This window comes from Shewanella sp. A32, assembly GCF_029167175.1.
GTDB lineage: Bacteria > Pseudomonadota > Gammaproteobacteria > Enterobacterales > Shewanellaceae > Shewanella > Shewanella yunxiaonensis.
Window position 1 is genome coordinate 245088 of record NZ_JARFTS010000001.1, and the last position, 17623, is coordinate 262710.

16 protein-coding genes are annotated in these 17623 nt (G+C 51.9%); 13 read left to right on the forward strand and 3 right to left on the reverse strand.

Annotation, left to right across the window (positions count from 1 at the left end; all coding sequences use genetic code 11):
- A complete protein-coding gene (locus PY479_RS01055; protein ID WP_275482580.1) occupies positions 1 to 1326 on the reverse strand; it encodes an efflux RND transporter periplasmic adaptor subunit in 1326 nt (441 codons plus the stop codon).
- Positions 1327 to 1653: 327 nt separating this feature from the next.
- Between PY479_RS01055 and PY479_RS01060 the strand changes: the two genes are divergently transcribed.
- Together PY479_RS01060 and PY479_RS01065 are read left to right on the forward strand one after the other, a co-directional pair.
- A complete protein-coding gene (locus PY479_RS01060) occupies positions 1654 to 3573 on the forward strand; it encodes a methyl-accepting chemotaxis protein (RefSeq protein WP_275482581.1) in 1920 nt (639 codons plus the stop codon).
- Positions 3574 to 3695: 122 nt separating this feature from the next.
- Complete coding sequence (locus PY479_RS01065) at positions 3696 to 6137, forward strand: PepSY domain-containing protein (RefSeq protein WP_275482582.1); 2442 nt, start codon at positions 3696 to 3698, stop codon at positions 6135 to 6137.
- A 20-nt stretch (positions 6138 to 6157) separates the two neighbouring features.
- Here the strand turns inward: PY479_RS01065 and PY479_RS01070 are convergent, their stop codons facing one another.
- The gene (locus tag PY479_RS01070) at positions 6158 to 7111 is read right to left on the reverse strand and encodes an alpha/beta fold hydrolase (RefSeq protein ID WP_275482583.1); all 954 of its coding nucleotides are present in this window, start codon (positions 7109 to 7111) and stop codon (positions 6158 to 6160) included.
- Between the two features lie 231 nt (positions 7112 to 7342).
- Here PY479_RS01070 and glyA point away from each other — a divergent pair, with 231 nt between their 5' ends.
- The 11 genes from glyA to PY479_RS01125 all read left to right on the forward strand — a co-directional run bounded on the left by glyA (position 7343) and on the right by PY479_RS01125 (position 16999).
- Positions 7343 to 8596, forward strand: a complete 1254-nt coding sequence (glyA, locus tag PY479_RS01075) for a serine hydroxymethyltransferase (RefSeq protein WP_275482584.1) — start codon at positions 7343 to 7345, stop codon at positions 8594 to 8596.
- Between the two features lie 106 nt (positions 8597 to 8702).
- A complete protein-coding gene (nrdR, locus tag PY479_RS01080; protein ID WP_133039304.1) occupies positions 8703 to 9155 on the forward strand; it encodes a transcriptional regulator NrdR in 453 nt (150 codons plus the stop codon).
- A gap of 2 nt (positions 9156 to 9157) precedes the next feature.
- A complete protein-coding gene (ribD, locus tag PY479_RS01085) occupies positions 9158 to 10282 on the forward strand; it encodes a bifunctional diaminohydroxyphosphoribosylaminopyrimidine deaminase/5-amino-6-(5-phosphoribosylamino)uracil reductase RibD (protein WP_275482585.1) in 1125 nt (374 codons plus the stop codon).
- A gap of 2 nt (positions 10283 to 10284) precedes the next feature.
- A complete protein-coding gene (locus PY479_RS01090; RefSeq protein ID WP_212595759.1) occupies positions 10285 to 10941 on the forward strand; it encodes a riboflavin synthase in 657 nt (218 codons plus the stop codon).
- A gap of 136 nt (positions 10942 to 11077) precedes the next feature.
- The gene (gene ribBA / locus PY479_RS01095) at positions 11078 to 12196 is read left to right on the forward strand and encodes a bifunctional 3,4-dihydroxy-2-butanone-4-phosphate synthase/GTP cyclohydrolase II (RefSeq protein WP_212595760.1); all 1119 of its coding nucleotides are present in this window, start codon (positions 11078 to 11080) and stop codon (positions 12194 to 12196) included.
- Positions 12197 to 12300: 104 nt separating this feature from the next.
- Positions 12301 to 12777, forward strand: coding sequence for a 6,7-dimethyl-8-ribityllumazine synthase (gene ribE / locus PY479_RS01100; RefSeq protein ID WP_275482586.1), 477 nt, complete (start codon positions 12301 to 12303; stop codon positions 12775 to 12777).
- Positions 12778 to 12788: 11 nt separating this feature from the next.
- Complete coding sequence (nusB, locus tag PY479_RS01105; protein WP_212595762.1) at positions 12789 to 13196, forward strand: transcription antitermination factor NusB; 408 nt, start codon at positions 12789 to 12791, stop codon at positions 13194 to 13196.
- A gap of 79 nt (positions 13197 to 13275) precedes the next feature.
- Positions 13276 to 14235 (forward strand): thiamine-phosphate kinase, encoded by a 960-nt coding sequence (thiL, locus tag PY479_RS01110; protein ID WP_212595763.1) that lies wholly within the window; start codon positions 13276 to 13278, stop codon positions 14233 to 14235.
- A complete protein-coding gene (locus PY479_RS01115; protein WP_212595764.1) occupies positions 14232 to 14726 on the forward strand; it encodes a phosphatidylglycerophosphatase A in 495 nt (164 codons plus the stop codon). The genes thiL and PY479_RS01115 overlap by 4 nt, the downstream gene beginning before the upstream one ends.
- A 114-nt stretch (positions 14727 to 14840) precedes the next feature.
- The gene (locus tag PY479_RS01120; RefSeq protein ID WP_275482587.1) at positions 14841 to 16187 is read left to right on the forward strand and encodes a nodulation protein NfeD; all 1347 of its coding nucleotides are present in this window, start codon (positions 14841 to 14843) and stop codon (positions 16185 to 16187) included.
- A complete protein-coding gene (locus PY479_RS01125) occupies positions 16184 to 16999 on the forward strand; it encodes a slipin family protein (protein WP_212595766.1) in 816 nt (271 codons plus the stop codon). Before PY479_RS01120 ends, PY479_RS01125 begins: the two co-directional genes overlap by 4 nt.
- Before the next feature lie 54 nt (positions 17000 to 17053).
- On the opposite strand, the gene PY479_RS01130 is transcribed toward PY479_RS01125, so the two are convergent.
- Entirely contained in the window at positions 17054 to 17623 is a 570-nt protein-coding gene (locus tag PY479_RS01130; RefSeq protein WP_275482588.1) for an LUD domain-containing protein, read from the reverse strand.

Consider the following 17623-nt stretch of genomic DNA (forward strand, 5'->3'; position numbering starts at 1 on the left):
TTAGAACCCCATCGGTGGCCCTGGACGGCGACGATTGCTGGACGCCGTCCCGGATGTTGGCGTCCCGATGACGACTTCCTCGCCTTCTTGCAGCCCTGACAGTATTTGCGCATTGACCTTGTTATTGATGCCCACTTTCACATCACGATACTCGACCTGCCCATTCACAAGAACTGGCACCTGATAGTGAGGACGCATCGGCGCTCTGCCAGCACGGAGTGGCGGGGTATCATTGCCGATTGGCGGCAACTCGCCCTGTGGTTTTGGCATATCGTCTGGCCGTGGGCCTGGTTCACCTCGCATAGCCGAACCGGCATGACCAGTGCCTGCCGTTGGGCCAGTACGTTTGACCAACACCTGGGCAGGTACCAACAGGGCATTGTCAGCCTTATCCAGCACAATGGAAACTTCCGCGGTCATGCCTATCCGTAGGGTGTGGTCGGGGTTTTTCACTTCAAACAAACCGTTGTAATAAATGGCGGTGGAATCGTCAGCGGTCATATCCTTATCGTTGCCATCCATGCTGGTGGGGCCGGGTTCAATCGCTCTTAAAGTGCCACGATATTTGTGATTGGGGTTTCCCAGAATTGTGAAATAGACCTCCTGTCCCGGTTTCACATTCACCACATCGGCTTCGGAGATCTGAGCCTTAACGGTCATCGTATCCAGCTGTGCCATTTCAACAATGGTGGGGGTGGTTTGATTCGCGTTGACGGTCTGACCGACTTCGACGGCGGTATAGACTACCGTGCCGTCCATGGGGGCACTGATGGTGGTATAACCCAAGTCAACTTTCGCGTTATCCACGGTGATTTCTGCCTGTTGCCGCTGTGCTTCCAATTGCTGCAATTCGGCTTTGTAGACCGTCAGATTTGCTTCAGCACTTTCGTAATCAGCTCTGGAACTGGCGTTATCCGCTAGCATGGCTTTCTGGCGATTGTATTCCAGCTGCGCCTGATTGATCTGCGCTTGTTTAGCCGCGTATTGCGCATTGATACTGTTCAGTGATGCTTCGGCTTCTTTCAGATTATTTTGCTGGCTCAGACTGTCGATCTGCGCAATTAAATCACCTTTCTTGACCTGTTGCCCCAGTACAACTGGCAGCACCTTAATCTGGCCAGATACCTGTGCCCCGACGCTTACCAGTTTCGACGCCTGTAACATGCCATTTGCCAGAACGGTATTTTCAATATCTCCGCGATGAACCACTTCAGTGGCATAGGCAACCGGCGGTTCCTGGTGCAGGCTAAAGTACCACACCGCAGCTACCGCTATCAGTGTGACGATCACCAACAACACTAGTTTGCGTTTTGAGGATTTTTTCATATGGGCAGTCTAATCCAGAGGCCTATCAGATCCTTGAAGGCCAAAAATTATTAATGTCGGCAGTATATCGACCTGTATATCGCTGCAAATGGAAAAATTGTAAGGATTATGTAAATTTCCACAAAGCTATCTATAAACCCTTATGGTGCGCATGTAATAGACACATCTTCTTAAAAAATATTAACTTTTTGAAACATTTAACCATAACAATTGGCAACCTGGCGGTGCGTGGTTGTCATTTGGCTGTCATTAAAACGTCTTAAACTCAACCCGGTAAAAAGGCGCCGATTTCGGCCCGTGTGGTTGTACCGGGGAGAGCTGTTATTGATGGCCAGATTTATATCAACACCTTGGAATTCATTGCTCGGACGGCTGCGGTTGTCGATTACGCAGAAGGTAATGCTGGGGCTACTGCTACTGGTGTTATGTCTGTTGTTGGGCAGTGTCGCCAATATCTGGGCCTCTCGCCAAGTTCGGCAACAAGTCACCCGCATGACCGACAACGCCACGCCGTTAGTGTTGAAGGCTAATGCGCTGGCCAAAGTATTGCTCAACGCGGATCGGCAGTTGAAGACAGTTCCTGGGCTCAAAGATGAACATCTGACCATCACCACCATCAACAACTTTGGTGAACTGCAGCAGAATTTTGCTGATGCTCTGGCAGCGCTCAAGCAGATCGCTGGCGACAGTGAAGAGTTACAGTCGTTAATCGCCCCCCTGGATAACCTTGATGAAGACTATTTCAAACAGGGTAAGGCGTTGGGGCAGCAACATCTGGCACAGCTACAGACTCAGCAAAAAATGGACGAGTTACGTCATCAATGGCGCGAAGCGTCGGTTGCTGCCGCCGGGCAGGGCGGTGCCGTGTCACAGCTGCAAAGCCTCATGCTGCAAATCCTCGAAGCTAATGATGATTTTGCTTTGTCCCGCACCCGTGATGCAATACAGCAAGTACCGAACACCGTTACTGAACAGTCACCGTTAACCGCGCTGGCCGCACTACTGATGCAGATGCAGCAGACCCAACAACAGTATGTGACCGCGTCCAATGAGGTGGCCTCGTTGACCGATATGACTGGCGGCAATATCGATTATGCCACTGCCGTGTTAGGGGCTGTCGATGAAGCGGCACATGCGCGTGTCACTCAAGGCGCAGTGCAAGTCCACAATGCGTTGGCACTAGGCTTCTGGTTATCATTGGGATTGCTGGGCTTTTCTCTGCTGTTAGCACTCGTTATCGCGGTGAATACCTATCGTTCGATCAAACGTCCGTTGGCCGAACTGTTGACAGTACAACGGGCGGCGGTCGCCGGCGATGTTACCCGTAATGTTGAATATCAAAGCCATAATGAGTTTGGCTTGCTGGCAGACAGCACCAACCAGTTACTAGCACATATACGACAATTACTGACGCAGTTAAATGACGGTGCCGGGCAGCTAAAACAAGTGGCCACAGAAAATCGCCATCAGGCGGGTGAAGCGCATGCGGCACTGGATCGCCAACGGCAACAGACATTACAAGTGACGGCGGCGATGACCCAGATGGGCGGTGCGGTACAAGACGTTGCCCAATCAGCGTCAGCATCGTTGGAAAGTGTTCTTACTATGGAACAAGCGGTAAATGTGGGTCGGGAACGGGTAAAGGAAACCATTGCCGGTAGCCGAATCCTGGCGCAACACTTACATCAAGCCGCGAACTCACTAGCGACAGTAGATAGTTCCTCGCAGCAGATTGGTGGGGTGCTGGATGTGATCAGAGGTGTGGCGGAGCAGACCAACCTGCTGGCACTCAACGCCGCCATCGAAGCCGCTCGCGCCGGTGAGCATGGACGGGGATTTGCCGTTGTTGCCAGTGAAGTTCGTGTATTGGCTCAACAAACTGCCGAGTCGGCTAACATCATCAAAAACATTATCGAACAGTTGCAGTTGGGGGCGCACAACACCGTTAGCATGATGCAGCTGTGCCAGCAGCAGATGGATACCGATTTGCAACAAAGTGCTAAAGCGGAAGCCAGCATGGAAGCGATCCGGCAGTTAATTGCCACTGTCACTGGTAATAGCCAGCAGATAGCCAGTGCTGCGGTTGAGCAACAGAGTACTACCGAGCATATCACCGATAATCTGCAACAGATTGCCGCCATAACCGAAGAAAACTATCACGGGATCAGTGCCTTCGTTAGTGCTAGCCAGTATTTGGAACAGCTAGTTCAGGCACAGAACGCGCGGGTACAACGGTTTCGTTACTAGTTAACCATTTATTAATATTCCCATGCCATCATCGCTTCCCCCAGATTGCTAGCAATCTGGGGTTGGCAGCCGTTTTTTTATCGGTACAATACACATTAATGAAAATCATTCTCATATAAATTATGTCAGGAAGTTGGAGTCAACGGATAAGTTTCCGTATACATCAGTGGTTGGGGTTAGCGAGTGCCCTGGTATTGCTGATCGTTGGTGCGACAGGCGCTTTATTAGCGTTGGAAGACGAGATTACCGCGATGCTGCCGGGCCCAACGGTGGCGGTCAGTGGTCCAGTGCTGCCGATGCCACAGTTGAGTCGGCAGCTAGCGTTGCCGGGCAAAACTTTGCAACGTATTTATCTGGAAGCAGAGCCCCAGTACCCCGGTCGCGCACAGTATCAAGATCGGCAAACTCAGCAGCGTGAGTGGCGAATCTTCAATCCCTATAATGGCAAAATTCTGGGACCTCTCCCGGCGGTCAGTAACTTTTTCGACGATGTGATGGCATTGCACCGCTGGTTACTGCTGCCTCATTCAGTCGGTAGCGTCATTACCGGCACGGCGGCGTTGATGGCAATTGGTCTGCTGCTTGCCGGGTTTATTCGCCGGGCGCCAGACCGGTTAACCAATATCAAGGACTGGTTATGGTGGAAACGTGGTAGCAAAGGTCGTTTGGCGTTGTGGCAATTCCATGCGCTGATAGGTACCTGGTTGTTTATCCCGATATTTATCATGGCGCTGACCGGTCCTTGGTTTGCTTTTGACTGGTATAAGAATGGTGTAAAGCAGTGGCTTGGATCACCGCAGCCAACGGCGGTGGCGGACGTTGCCGTGACTCCAAATGCGGATGCGGTTTGGCATAACTTCCTGTTGATTAAACCGGATGGGCATTTCGCCCGCTGGTACTTTCCGGCACAAGCTACCGGCAATGTACGGATCCGTTATCTGGAAGCCGATGCTCCCCATCCACAGGCATTTTCGGTCTTGATCTTTGATGCCGCAGGTAAGCTGTTACAGCAGCAGCGATATTCGGATCTGCATGGCGGGGATTATCTGCTGGCAAACATTTATGCACTGCACACCGGATTATTTTTCGGGTTAACCGGTAAATTACTTTGGTCGTTGGCGGGGCTGGCATTTTCTTCATTTGCCGTGACCGGCGTATGGCTGTTCTTTAATCGACGCGCCCGTCCCAAAGAACAAGCCTCCGGCAGTGCTGAAACGCTGATCGCTTACGCCAGTCAGAGTGGTACCGCAGCCGCTCATGGTCAGCGCCTCAAAAACTGGTTGGAACAACAAGGTGCCGGAGTGCATCTGCGCTCTTTGGCCAACATGCAGCCGCAAGACTTAGGCGCTTATCGGCAGGTGCTGGTGCTAGCGTCAACCTATGGTGAGGGGCAGGCGCCCGATAGCGCCATCGCCTTTCAACACCAGTTAGCCACTACCGCATTGGCGCTTAATCATGTGAATGTGGCCGTGTTGGCGTTTGGTGACCGCCAATATCAACATTTCTGTGCATTTGGTCATTGGCTTGCACAGCGTTTCAGTGAGCTGGGGGCTGGCACCTTGCTGCCACTTCAAGAAGTTGACCGCGGCGCCGAGCTAGCTCTGCAACAATGGAATGCGGCGTTGGCACAAAAATTACACTTGGAGCCCTCATCATTAGCGTTAGACAGCTGGCAGCAAGCGACCTTGACCGAACATCGCTGCCTTAATCCTGACAGCGGCAGAGAGGTGTACCATCTTGAATTCAAGGTGGATGGCAACTGGCAAGCAGGCGATATTCTTGAGCTATTACCGCTATGGTCAGAGGCTAAAAGCCGTGAATACCTGCGGCAGATAGGGTTGGACGCGGATGCGATGGTCAGCACGCATACTGGTGTCATGCCGTTATGGCAGGCACAGGCACAGTGTCTGGAAGCGTTATCCGTCACTCAGAACAGTTTATCTCCTCAGCAATATGTGAATGCCGCTGCTGCTTTGGCCCCGCGCAGCTATTCTATTGCCAGCATCGATAGCCAGGTACAGTTGATGGTACGTCGGGTGGCCGGGGCTGATGGCTGGGAAGGGCGTGCTTCCGGGGCGTTGGCAACTGCTGATGTCGGCAGCAACTGGCAAGTACGATTGAAGCCGCACAGCAATTTTCACCTGCCACAGGCCGATGTTCCACTCATTTTGGTCGGGGCAGGTACTGGACTGGCACCTTATCTCGGCTTTTTGCAGCAACGCCGAAAGCTGAATTATCAAACGCCAGTGTGGTTGTTGTTCGGCGAGCGCTACGCGGAGCTGGATAATTACTACGCGGCGGAATTAACCGAATTCGTTGATGCCGGTGTCATCAACCATCTGGATTTTGCCTGGTCACGGCCACAAGGCCGTTATGTGCAGCAGTGTCTGCAGGCAGAAGCCGCGCGACTGCAACAGTACTTGGCTTCTGGCGCCCATATTTATGTCTGTGGTGCTATTGACGGGATCGGCGCGGGTGTGCAGCAAGTGTTGTTACAAATTCTAGGTGATAACCTGTTAGATGAGTTGCAACGTCAGGGACGTTATCACCGGGATCTCTATTAATGCTAGGAAGACGGCTGCCATCAGTTGGCAGCCGGTAACTTCATGGATAAAGACAGTGCCGTCTTAAGCCAGTTGTCCATCAGCTGCTGGGCGTCGCTGTCAGGCTTTAGTACCGCCACATGATTGCCATCACGCTGATGACGTTGCATCTGTAGGCTATTCAATTGTGCTGGCCAGTCGGTAGCGATCACCTCATCTTGCGCCGCACTCACCACCAATGTCGGTTGGGCCCAGCCTGCCAGCATCGCTCGCAAATCTGTATCCACATCGGCAATTTTCAGTTGTTGCAACGCCTGCTGTGTTCCCGCATTAATACTGCTGTTGGGGATCAGCAGACTCAAAAACGGATGAAAGGCTCTGGCTGCACCGGGAGCGGCTTGTTTTAACGGACTGCTGGGGGCTAATAACACCAGCGCGTCTGCATTCAGTGCCTTTGCCAGATAAGTGGCACTGATGGTGCCCATTGAGTGTCCGACGATGATCAGTGGTCGCGGTGCATTTAATCCCTGAAACCAGGGCTTCAGGTAATTAACATCCCGCGTACCATAGCTGAAATCACTGACAGAGGTGCTGGCCTGACCTGGCAGATCTGGCATATAAGTGTGAAAACCGCGGCTCTGAAAATAAAAGCTCCACGGCAGCATGTAACTCCAATTGGCGCCGTAGCCATGCAGCAATACTACCGTCCCTTTGACGGAAAAGGGCGCTGGCGAAATCTCGGTGTTACCACCAAAGACAATATCCATTGCCGCAAAATTGTTCGGGGGCTGGGCAGTCCACGGTGTACCACTGACATAGTGGATACAGGGCGCCTGACAGTTGTCGTGGCGCTGTAAATCCACGTTCTGGTAATAATCCTCTGACGCGACAATTTTACTGGGTTGGCGCTGTGGTTCGGCAATCTGATGCGCCACATAGTTGGCGCAGCCACTTAATAACATTAACAATAACAGCGAAAACAGCCGCACGTTCATCTCGGAAGCAGTTCCTTGAGGTTATTTTAATTTTTTCAGATACTGGCATTGCATTTGGGGTATTGCAAGCAGATGAAGCTGTATCTCGCAGGTGAGCCAGTTGTTCGTAAAGTGAAACACTGTCATCTTTCTGTGGAAGGATTTTCATCCTCCTCTGTGCTGGGATTGTGACGCAGAGCAGAGTAGAATACGCGCAACCCTACCGATAAGACTGTCCAGCTGGAGTAACCAATGCTGAAGAAGAGTATGAACATCGCCGACTATGATGCGGAGCTGTTTCAGGCTATTGAAGATGAGAACCGTCGTCAGGAAGAACACATTGAGCTGATCGCTTCCGAAAACTACACCAGCCCACGGGTCATGCAGGCCCAAGGCTCACAGTTAACCAACAAGTACGCCGAAGGCTATCCTGCCAAGCGTTACTATGGCGGTTGTGAGTATGTGGATGTGGTGGAAAATCTTGCCATTGAGCGTGCTAAGCAGCTGTTTGGTGCGACTTATGCCAACGTGCAACCCCATTCAGGTTCTCAGGCAAACTACGCTGTGTACATGGCGTTGTTGAAACCCGGTGATACTGTGCTGGGGATGAACCTGGCTCATGGTGGTCACCTGACTCACGGCTCACCGGTTAACTTCTCCGGTAAACTGTTTAACATCATTCCTTACGGTGTCGATGATCAGGGTAAGATTGATTACGCTGAATTGGAAACATTGGCGTTGCAACATAAGCCGAAGATGATCATCGGCGGTTTCTCCGCTTATTCTGGTATCGTTGATTGGGCCAAACTGCGTGAAATTGCTGATAAAGTCGGTGCTTTCCTGTTTGTGGATATGGCCCATGTTGCTGGTCTGGTGGCTGCAGGTGTATATCCAAGCCCAATCCCTCACGCACATGTGGTGACGACTACTACGCACAAAACCCTGGCGGGTCCTCGTGGTGGTTTGATCCTCTCTGCTGCCGATGACGAAGAACTGTATAAGAAGCTGAACTCAGCGGTATTCCCGGGCAGTCAGGGCGGTCCACTGATGCACGTGATTGCCGGTAAGGCTGTGGCGTTCAAAGAAGCGTTAGAGCCAGCATTCAAAGCTTATCAGCAGCAGGTTGTGACCAACGCCAAGGCGATGGTAGAAGTGTTCCTGGAACGTGGCTATAAGATCGTTTCTGGCGGCACTGACAACCATCTGATGCTGGTAGATCTTATCGGCCGTGAACTGACTGGTAAGGAAGCCGACGCCGCCCTTGGTCGTGCCAACATTACCGTTAACAAAAACTCTGTGCCTAATGACCCACGTTCACCTTTCGTGACTTCCGGGATCCGTATTGGTACTCCGGCGATCACTCGTCGTGGATTCAAAGAAGCCGAAGCTAAACTGCTCACCGGCTGGATCTGTGATGTGCTGGACAACGCCAGTGATGAAGCCGTTATTGACACAGTGAAAGGCAAAGTGCTGGAACTGTGCGCTCGCTTCCCTGTTTACGGTTAACCTTTTCAGGCAGATCGATTAAACTGGCATGGCCGCTGCATTCAGCGGCCATTTTTGTTTCTGTTCCCCGCTGGAACAGCCCGGTTTGTTTTGCGCAGGAGGCATAATGCATTGTCCATTTTGCAGTGCGACTGATACCAAAGTGATTGATTCCAGATTGGTGGCGGATGGCCATCAGGTGCGTCGTCGTCGCGAATGCACGCTGTGCCATGAACGTTTTACTACGTTTGAAAGCGCGGAATTGGTAATGCCTCGAGTGATTAAACGCGATGGTTCGCGCCAGCCGTTTGACGAGGACAAATTGCGCGGTGGTATGTTGCGTGCTGCTGAAAAGCGTCCGGTTTCCATCGATAAAATCGAAGAAGCCATCAACAAAATTAAATCGGCGCTGCGCGCCACCGGTGAACGAGAAGTCACCTCTGAGATGATCGGTAATCTGATGATGGACCAGCTGATTGAGCTGGATAAAGTGGCCTATATCCGCTTTGCATCGGTATATCGTGCGTTTGAGGATGTCTCAGAGTTTGGCGAAGCTATCGCCAGTCTGCAGAAGAAGTAATCATGTGGTCGACCATTGATATCACAATGATGAGCCGGGCTATCATGCTGGCTCGTCGTGGCCGTTATACCACCCGCCCTAATCCTAATGTCGGTTGCGTTATCGTTGATGCCAACGGCGTGATTGTGGGGGAAGGCTGGCATCAACGTGCGGGCGGGCCGCATGCCGAAGTCCATGCTTGGCGCATGGCGGGTGACAAAGCGCGAGGGGCGACCGCCTATGTCACGCTGGAGCCGTGCAGTCATTATGGCCGGACACCACCCTGTGCCAGCGGTTTAATTGCGCAGGGGCTGAAGCGGGTGGTGATTGCCATGACTGACCCTAATCCCCAGGTCGCCGGGCGTGGCATCGCCATGTTGCAAGCTGCCGGGATTGACGTTTGCTCAGGATTACTCGCTGATGAAGCGCGCAAACTGAATCCGGGGTTTCTGTCGCGAATGGAACGTGGCCGACCATACGTCACGGTGAAACTCGCGGCGAGTCTTGATGGCAAGACCGCGTTGGCAAATGGCGAGTCCAAATGGATTACCGGGCCAGCGGCACGCGAAGATGTACAGCGACTACGGGCGTTAAGCTGCGCTGTCGTTACCGGCATTGATACAGTGTTGGCTGATGATCCCTCAATGAATGTGCGATATCAGCAATTGGGCTACTTACAGCAGCAACTTGATGAAGATGAACTCATACAACCGCTGCGTGTGGTGCTGGATAGCCGCTGCCGGATGCCGGCGACTGCGCGCATGCTGTCTTTGCCGGGGCAAACTCTGCTGGTCAGTTGTCAGGCGTACCCCGCAGAATTTATGAGAACACTGCCAGCAAATGTACAGTGTTTACAATTACCCGATGTGGCCGGACGCGTAGATCTCAGCGCCTTGTTGCAGTATTTGGCAACGAGTTGTAACTCGGTGCTGGTGGAAGCGGGCGCAACTTTGTGTGGTGCATTTATCAGTAATGCGCTGGCGGATGAATTGGTGTTGTATCAGGCACCGAAAATTCTTGGTGCCAGTGGGCGCAACTTGTTGCAACTGCCACAGTATCAACAGCTATCGGACCTCCCATCGCTACAATTAATAGAACAACGTAAAGTCGGTGTCGATAATCGCCTGACGCTGAAACTAGGGGATTAATCATGTTTACCGGAATTATTGAAGCTGTCGGGCACCTCAGCCGCATTGAGCGCCGCGGTGATGACATTCGCCTGACGGTAGCCAGTGGCAAGCTGGATCTCAGTGATGTGCAGTTAGGCGATAGTATCGCCACTAATGGCGTATGTCTGACCGTGGTTGAACGGTTATCGGATGGCTATGTGGCCGACATCTCTGCTGAAACCGTGAGTCTTACCGGGTTTGACCGTTATCAAGTCGGGCAGGCCGTGAATTTGGAAAAAGCGGTCACGCCGAGTACCCGTCTGGGCGGACATCTGGTTAGCGGGCATGTAGACGGACAGGCGCGAGTGCTGGAAATCAGTGCCCGCGGTAAGGCGACTGAATATTGGCTGGAAGCGCCGCAAACATTAGCGCGCTATATTGCGCATAAAGGCTCGATTGCCATTGACGGTGTCAGCCTCACGGTCAATGAAGTCAAGGATAATCGCTTCCGTTTGACCATCGTGCCACATACGTCCGGCGAGACGACATTGCCATTACTCAAAGCGGGCGATTTGGTGAATCTGGAAGTGGATCAGATTGCCCGTTATCTGGAGCGGCTGATGCAGCAATCATCAGCAGAAAAAGCTGCCGGTGGTGTGTCGCTGGAGCAGCTCGCCAGAGCCGGATTTATTCGTTAATCAGTGATAATTTTTAACCAAGCACTGGAGCTTGACCGATTACACGTTAGAATTCATCACACTTACTAAACCACGATTTTGGCGAGCCCAATTGCTGCCAAAGTGTGGCTCCTAAAGTCGTATATGGGGTTGTATCATGGCGTTACACAGTATTGAAGAGATCGTCGAGGATTTCCGTCAGGGTAAAATGGTCATTCTGATGGATGACGAAGACCGGGAAAATGAAGGTGATATCATTATTGCCGCTGAAAAAATCACCCCGGAAGCGATCAACTTTATGGCTCGTTACGGCCGAGGGCTGATCTGTCTGACCTTGACCAAAGCACGTTGTCAGCAGCTGCACTTGCCGTTAATGGTAAAAGATAACAGTGCGCCGTTTTCGACTAACTTCACCGTATCCATTGAAGCGGCCGAAGGTGTTACCACGGGCATCAGTGCCCACGACCGCGCGGTAACCGTTCAGAAAGCCGTTGCCAAGCATGCTGAACCAGCAGATATCGTGCAACCCGGGCATATCTTCCCGTTGATGGCACAAGATGGCGGGGTGCTGGTACGTGCCGGCCATACCGAAGCTGGCTGTGATTTAGCGCGTTTGGCTGGCTTGGAGCCTGCGGCCGTCATTGTTGAAGTGCTTAACGAAGATGGCACTATGGCACGTCGCCCACAGTTGGAAGCATTTGCCGAGACGCATGGTATCAAAGTGGGCACCATTGCCGACTTGATTGAATATCGCAATAACACCGAAACCACCGTGATTTTGGAAGGTAAATGTAAACTGCCAACCCGTTTCGGTGAGTTTGAACTGCACGCGTTTCGCGACACCATTGATAACCAGTTGCACTATGCGATGGTACGTGGGGAAATTACTGATAACCTGCTGGTGCGAGTGCATCTGCAAAACACTTTCCACGATCTGCTGTATTCCGAACGCGATGAAGTCCGCAGTTGGCCGCTCGATAAAGCCATGGCACTCATTGGCAAGGAAGGCGGCGTGATGTTGCTGTTGGGTAATCAGGAACCGATGAGTGATGTGATCGCCAAAGTCAAAGCATTCGAAGCTGAAGATAAAGGCGAACAGGCATTACCTCACCGTTCTCAGAAAACTTCGCAGCGGGTTGGGGTAGGTTCACAGATCCTGGCAACCCTCGGCGTCAAGCGCATGCGCTTATTGAGCTCAGTTAAGCGTTATCATTCGCTGGGGGGGTTTGGTCTGGAAGTCACCGAGTATATTCCGGATGACTCTGACAGTAATTAAGTGATTATTTGTTAAAACTCAGCGGCGCGGGCACGGATTGCATGCTATTATAGCGCCGATTTTTGCCCTTAATCGGGTGCTCTTTAGTTTAGTTAGGTAACGACATGAACGTGGTTCAAGGTAATATCGAAGCAAAAAATGCCAAAGTGGCGATTGTTGTGTCCCGCTTTAACAGCTTTATTGTGGACAGTCTTTTGGACGGTGCGCTGGATACGCTCAAGCGCTTTGGCCAGGTGAGTGAAGACAATATCACTGTGGTTCGGGTTCCAGGAGCTTATGAGTTGCCCTTGACTGCCCGCCGGGTTGCCGCCAGTGGCAAATTTGACGGTATTATAGCGCTGGGTGCTGTGATCCGTGGTGGCACGCCGCACTTTGATTTCGTTGCCGGTGAATGTAACAAGGGCCTAGCACATGTTGCGTTGGAATTTGATATTCCGCTGGCCTTCGGGGTACTGACTACCGACACCATTGAGCAGGCGATTGATCGCGCCGGTGTGAAAGTCGGCAATAAGGGCGGAGAAGCAGCGCTGAGTCTGCTGGAAATGATCAACGTGCTGCAACAGCTTGAACAACATCTGTAACAGGAACCACCATGAAACCTTCTGAACGCCGCAGAGCCCGCCGGTTAGCGGTACAGGCCATGTATTCATGGCAGTTAAGCGGGAACAATGTTGCCGATGTTGAGCACGAATTTCTGACTGAACAGAATATCGATGGGGTCGACGTGCCCTATTTCCGCGAGCTGTTTGTGGGCGCTGCCGGCAAACATATGGAGTTAGATCAACTGATCATCCCGCATCTGGAACAACGTCCGCTGGATGAAGTTGATCCGATAGAAAAAGCGATTCTGCGCTTGGCCACTTTTGAACTGAAATATCGTAAAGATACGCCATTCAAAGTGGTGATTAATGAGGCCATAGAATTGGCCAAGACCTTTGGTGCGGAAGACAGCCATAAGTTCGTTAACGGCATCCTGGATAAGCTGGTTAACAGCAAGTAATTGCGGGACTCGATAAACGGTATCTGCGGGTACCGTTTTTTCATTGCCAGACGGGAGGCCGAAAGCGGCCAGAGTAACAATGAAAGAATTCCAACTAATCGAACATTACTTTACCGGTCAAAGCCAGCACCGCAAGGATGTGAAACTGGGCATTGGCGATGATTGTGCACTGGTAAAACCCACCGAGAATAAATTATTGGCAATTTCTACCGACACCTTGGTAGAAAATGTGCATTTCCTGCCGCAAATGCCTCCCCAGGCATTAGGTTATAAAGCATTAGCCGTTAATCTGTCGGATCTGGCGGCAATGGGCGCCGAGCCCGCCTGGATGACGCTGGCGCTGACCATGCCAACCGCTGATGATGTCTGGCTGCAAGCATTTGCGACCGGGTTGTTTGAAGCCGCTGATTATTACATGATCTCCCTGGTGGGCGGCGATACCACCCGAGGCCCCAAATCTATCACTATTACCGTGCATGGACAGGTGCCGGAAGGCAAAGCGATTACACGTAGTGGTGCTAAGCCAGGCGACTGGATTTATGTTACCGGTAGTCTTGGCGATTCGGCCTTAGGGCTGGATATCTTGCTGGGGAAACGCGAAGTCAGCAGTGAACATCGGGATTATCTCATCAATCGTCATTATCATCCGTCGCCACGCGTGCTGGCCGGGCAATCACTGCGAGGGCTGGCCTCCAGTGCTATCGACCTGTCGGATGGACTCAATTCCGACATTAAGCATATTCTTAAAGCTTCGGGCGTCGGTGCGGTAATTGATGTGGAAAAGTTGCCGCTGTCACCTGCGATGCGTGACAGTGTGGCGCTTGAAACTGCCATCAATTATGCCTTATCAGGCGGTGAAGATTATGAACTGTTGTTCACCGTGCCAGAAGCGCAACGGGGCGCATTGGATACGGCCTTGAGCCATGCCGGTGTGCGTTTTTCGCAGATTGGTCAAATTCAGGCGCTAAATAAGCTTAAATTGCAGTTCCGTGGTGAAGAATTTGTACCTGCCCCTATCGGATTCGAGCATTTTCAATGAATTTCTTTTCAAAAGACAAGGCCTTAGCAGCGTTAAGCTTGCGTAACCCCGTGCACTTTCTGGCGCTCGGGTTTGGCAGTGGGTTGGCGGCAGTAGCTCCGGGGACATTTGGGACTTTGGCGACCGTTCCCTTGTATCTGCTGCTCAGTCTGTTGCCGTTGCCAATGTACGTGATAATCACCATCCTGGTGTGCGTTGCTGGGGTTTATATCTGTGATAAAACCTGTCGCGACTTGGGGGTGCATGACCATAAGGCGATTGTGTGGGATGAAGTCGCCGGTTATCTGCTGACCATGTTAGCGGCACCGCATGGGTGGCAGTGGCCGATTGTGGGATTTGTCCTGTTCCGTTTCTTCGATATTGTGAAGCCCTGGCCAATTCGTTGGTTGGATAGAAATGTCAAAGGCGGCTTGGGCGTGATGGCCGATGACGTATTGGCAGGCATCATTTCCGGTATCATTCTGCAGCTGTTAGTCCGCGCTTTTTCCTGAATTCTCCAGGATGTCTGCTGGCATCACCCTGTCTCCCATTCTCTGAAGATCTCCAGCCAATTGCTGTGTGGCAAAAACTACTATGCTTAGGTTATAGCGTTTGGAGAAGCTGCTATGACCTTGATACGTCTTTTGTTATTGCTGCTGAGCATGACATCTTTATGGCTGGCACCGGTGGCCGTGGCCCAGGTGTCCAATACTCGCCCGCAGGTAGTGTTGTTGCAGGTGCAGGGGGCGATCGGCCCAGGTGTCAGTGATTACCTGCATCGGGCACTGGCCCTGGCAGCCATTCGCCCACAAAAGCCGGAATTGGTGCTGATCACACTGGATACGCCTGGCGGCTTAGTCTCCAGCTTACGCGATATTAATCAGGCCATTTTGGCGTCGCCGGTCCCTGTGGCTTGTCTGGTCTATCCTTCAGGCGCGAGAGCGGCCAGTGCCGGTACTTACATGCTATATGCCTGTCATGTGGCGGCGATGGCACCCGCAACCAATCTTGGTGCGGCTACTCCGATTCAGTTGGGCGGCGCTGAGTCCAAAAAAGATGACGCGACACCTTCCAGTGCTGAGAAAAAGATGCTCAACGATGCTATTGCCTATATTCGCAGTTTGGCGCAGCTGCGGGGGCGTAATGCCGAGTGGGCGGAACAGGCAGTGCGAGAAGCGGCAACACTCACAGCAACTGAAGCATTAAAGCTTGGGGTGATTGATTACATTTCCATATCGCCACAGCAACTGCTGCTCCAACTTGATGGGAAACAGCTACAAACTGCCGCCGGGTCCGTGTTACTGCACACCGCTAACGCTGACCTTATAGATCAGCGTCCCGATTGGCGCACCCGCTTTATCAATGCCATCACCAATCCTAATATCGCCTACATTCTGATGCTGGCAGGCATTTATGGGTTGGTTCTGGAATTTTATCATCCAGGCGTTGGGATCCCCGGGGTGGCCGGTGCCATCTGTTTGTTGTTGGCGTTATACGCGTTCCAGCTATTGCCAGTGAATTATGCCGGGGTGGGGCTGTTGTTACTGGGCATTGCCTTGCTTATTGCTGAATCACTGGTGCCGAGCTTTGGCATACTCGGTTTTGGTGGCGTAGTGTCGTTTGTTCTCGGTTCCATCTTTCTGATAGACAGTGACCTGGAGGCATACCGTATCGCCTGGCCGGTCATATTTGTGCTGGGGCTATTGAGTGTGCTGTTTTTTGTGGTGTTGCTGACGTTCATTCTTCGGGCCAGACGCATGGCCTTAGTCTCTGGCCTGGATGCCATGATTGGCGCTTATGCAAAAGTAGAATCGGGGTTCCCTGGCCGCGGCCAAGTATTGTTTATGGGGGAGCGTTGGCAGGCTGAATGTGACATGCCTTTGCAGCCAGGCCAGCAAGTGAGGGTAGATGGTATCAGGGGTTTGACATTACATCTGTCACCCACGAGCGATAGCCAGAGGAGTCAGCTATGAATGAAATGATTTCCAGTATGAATATTTCCATTGCCGCGAGCTTACTGTTGGTATTGGCCTTGATTCTGTCGATGTTTCGCATTCTGCGGGAATATGAACGAGGCGTAGTTTTTCTGTTAGGGCGCTTTTATAAGGTAAAAGGCCCCGGATTGATCATTCTGATCCCCGTAGTGCAGCAGATGGTCAGAGTGGATTTGCGTACCGTGGTAATGGATGTGCCGTCACAGGATGTGATCAGCCGTGATAACGTGTCGGTACGGGTTAATGCGGTGCTGTATTTCCGCGTAGTGGACCCGCAGAAGGCGATTATCAATGTGGAAGATTTTCTCGATGCGACCAGTCAGCTGGCACAGACAACCTTGCGTTCGGTGCTCGGTCAGCATGAACTGGACGAAATGCTGGCCAACCGCGATATGCTCAATGCCGATATTCAACAGATCCTGGATGCCCATACCGATATCTGGGGCATTAAGGTAGCGAATGTTGAGATCAAACATGTGGATCTCAATGAGACCATGATCCGCGCTATTGCCAGACAGGCAGAGGCGGAACGTGAACGGCGCGCTAAGGTGATTCATGCCTTAGGTGAAAAAGAAGCCTCGCAGAAGCTGGTGGAAGCCGCTCACACTCTTTCTGAAGAACCTAATGCGTTATTACTGCGCTATATGCAAACGTTGACGGAAGTCGCCGGGGAAAATACCAAAACCATTGTGTTTCCCTTGCCGATGGAGTTGCTAACCGGCTTAAGCAAGCATTGGTCACAGTTACAGCAAGTGATTAAACAGCAAACCGACGAGACTAATAAACAGTAAATTAACCCAATGAAAAGCCGCATCACTGCGGCTTTTCAAATCGGTAACTGAAGATTAAATCAGATACACATTCAAAGTGCAGGCCCCATGGGCACCGATAACCAGTGCTTGTTCGATATCAGCAGTCTTTGATGGCCCAGCAATGAACACACCAAAACCGGTATTATCCAGACTGATTTTCGCCAGCGCCTGGTGCATGTTAGCCACAACATCTTCGGCTTTTAGCACCAGCATCAGGTTTTCGCAAATGAACGGTGCGATGCGGATCCCAGCCAGATCTTCGGTTACCCAGATGGAACCATTTTCGGCAACACCTAATTGCCCGGGGATCACCGCGTAGTTGATATCTTTCAGCGCATGCGGATCGCTTGGCACCTCACGGTTACCGGCCACGGCATCTACGCGCGAAATCACCTGCTTGCCTTCCGCTACCAGGCTTGCTACCTGAGACTGTAACGCCTCCATGGCGTTATCTTTGATCAGTGTGCCACCACAGGCTTTGAGGCTGGCTTCATATTGGCCTATCAAATCATCCAGACGCGGCGCAATCTCAATTGCAGGCATTGGATGTTCAGGCAGGGCGACAGACTTAAGTGCTGCCAGCATTTCGGCTTTACTGGACAT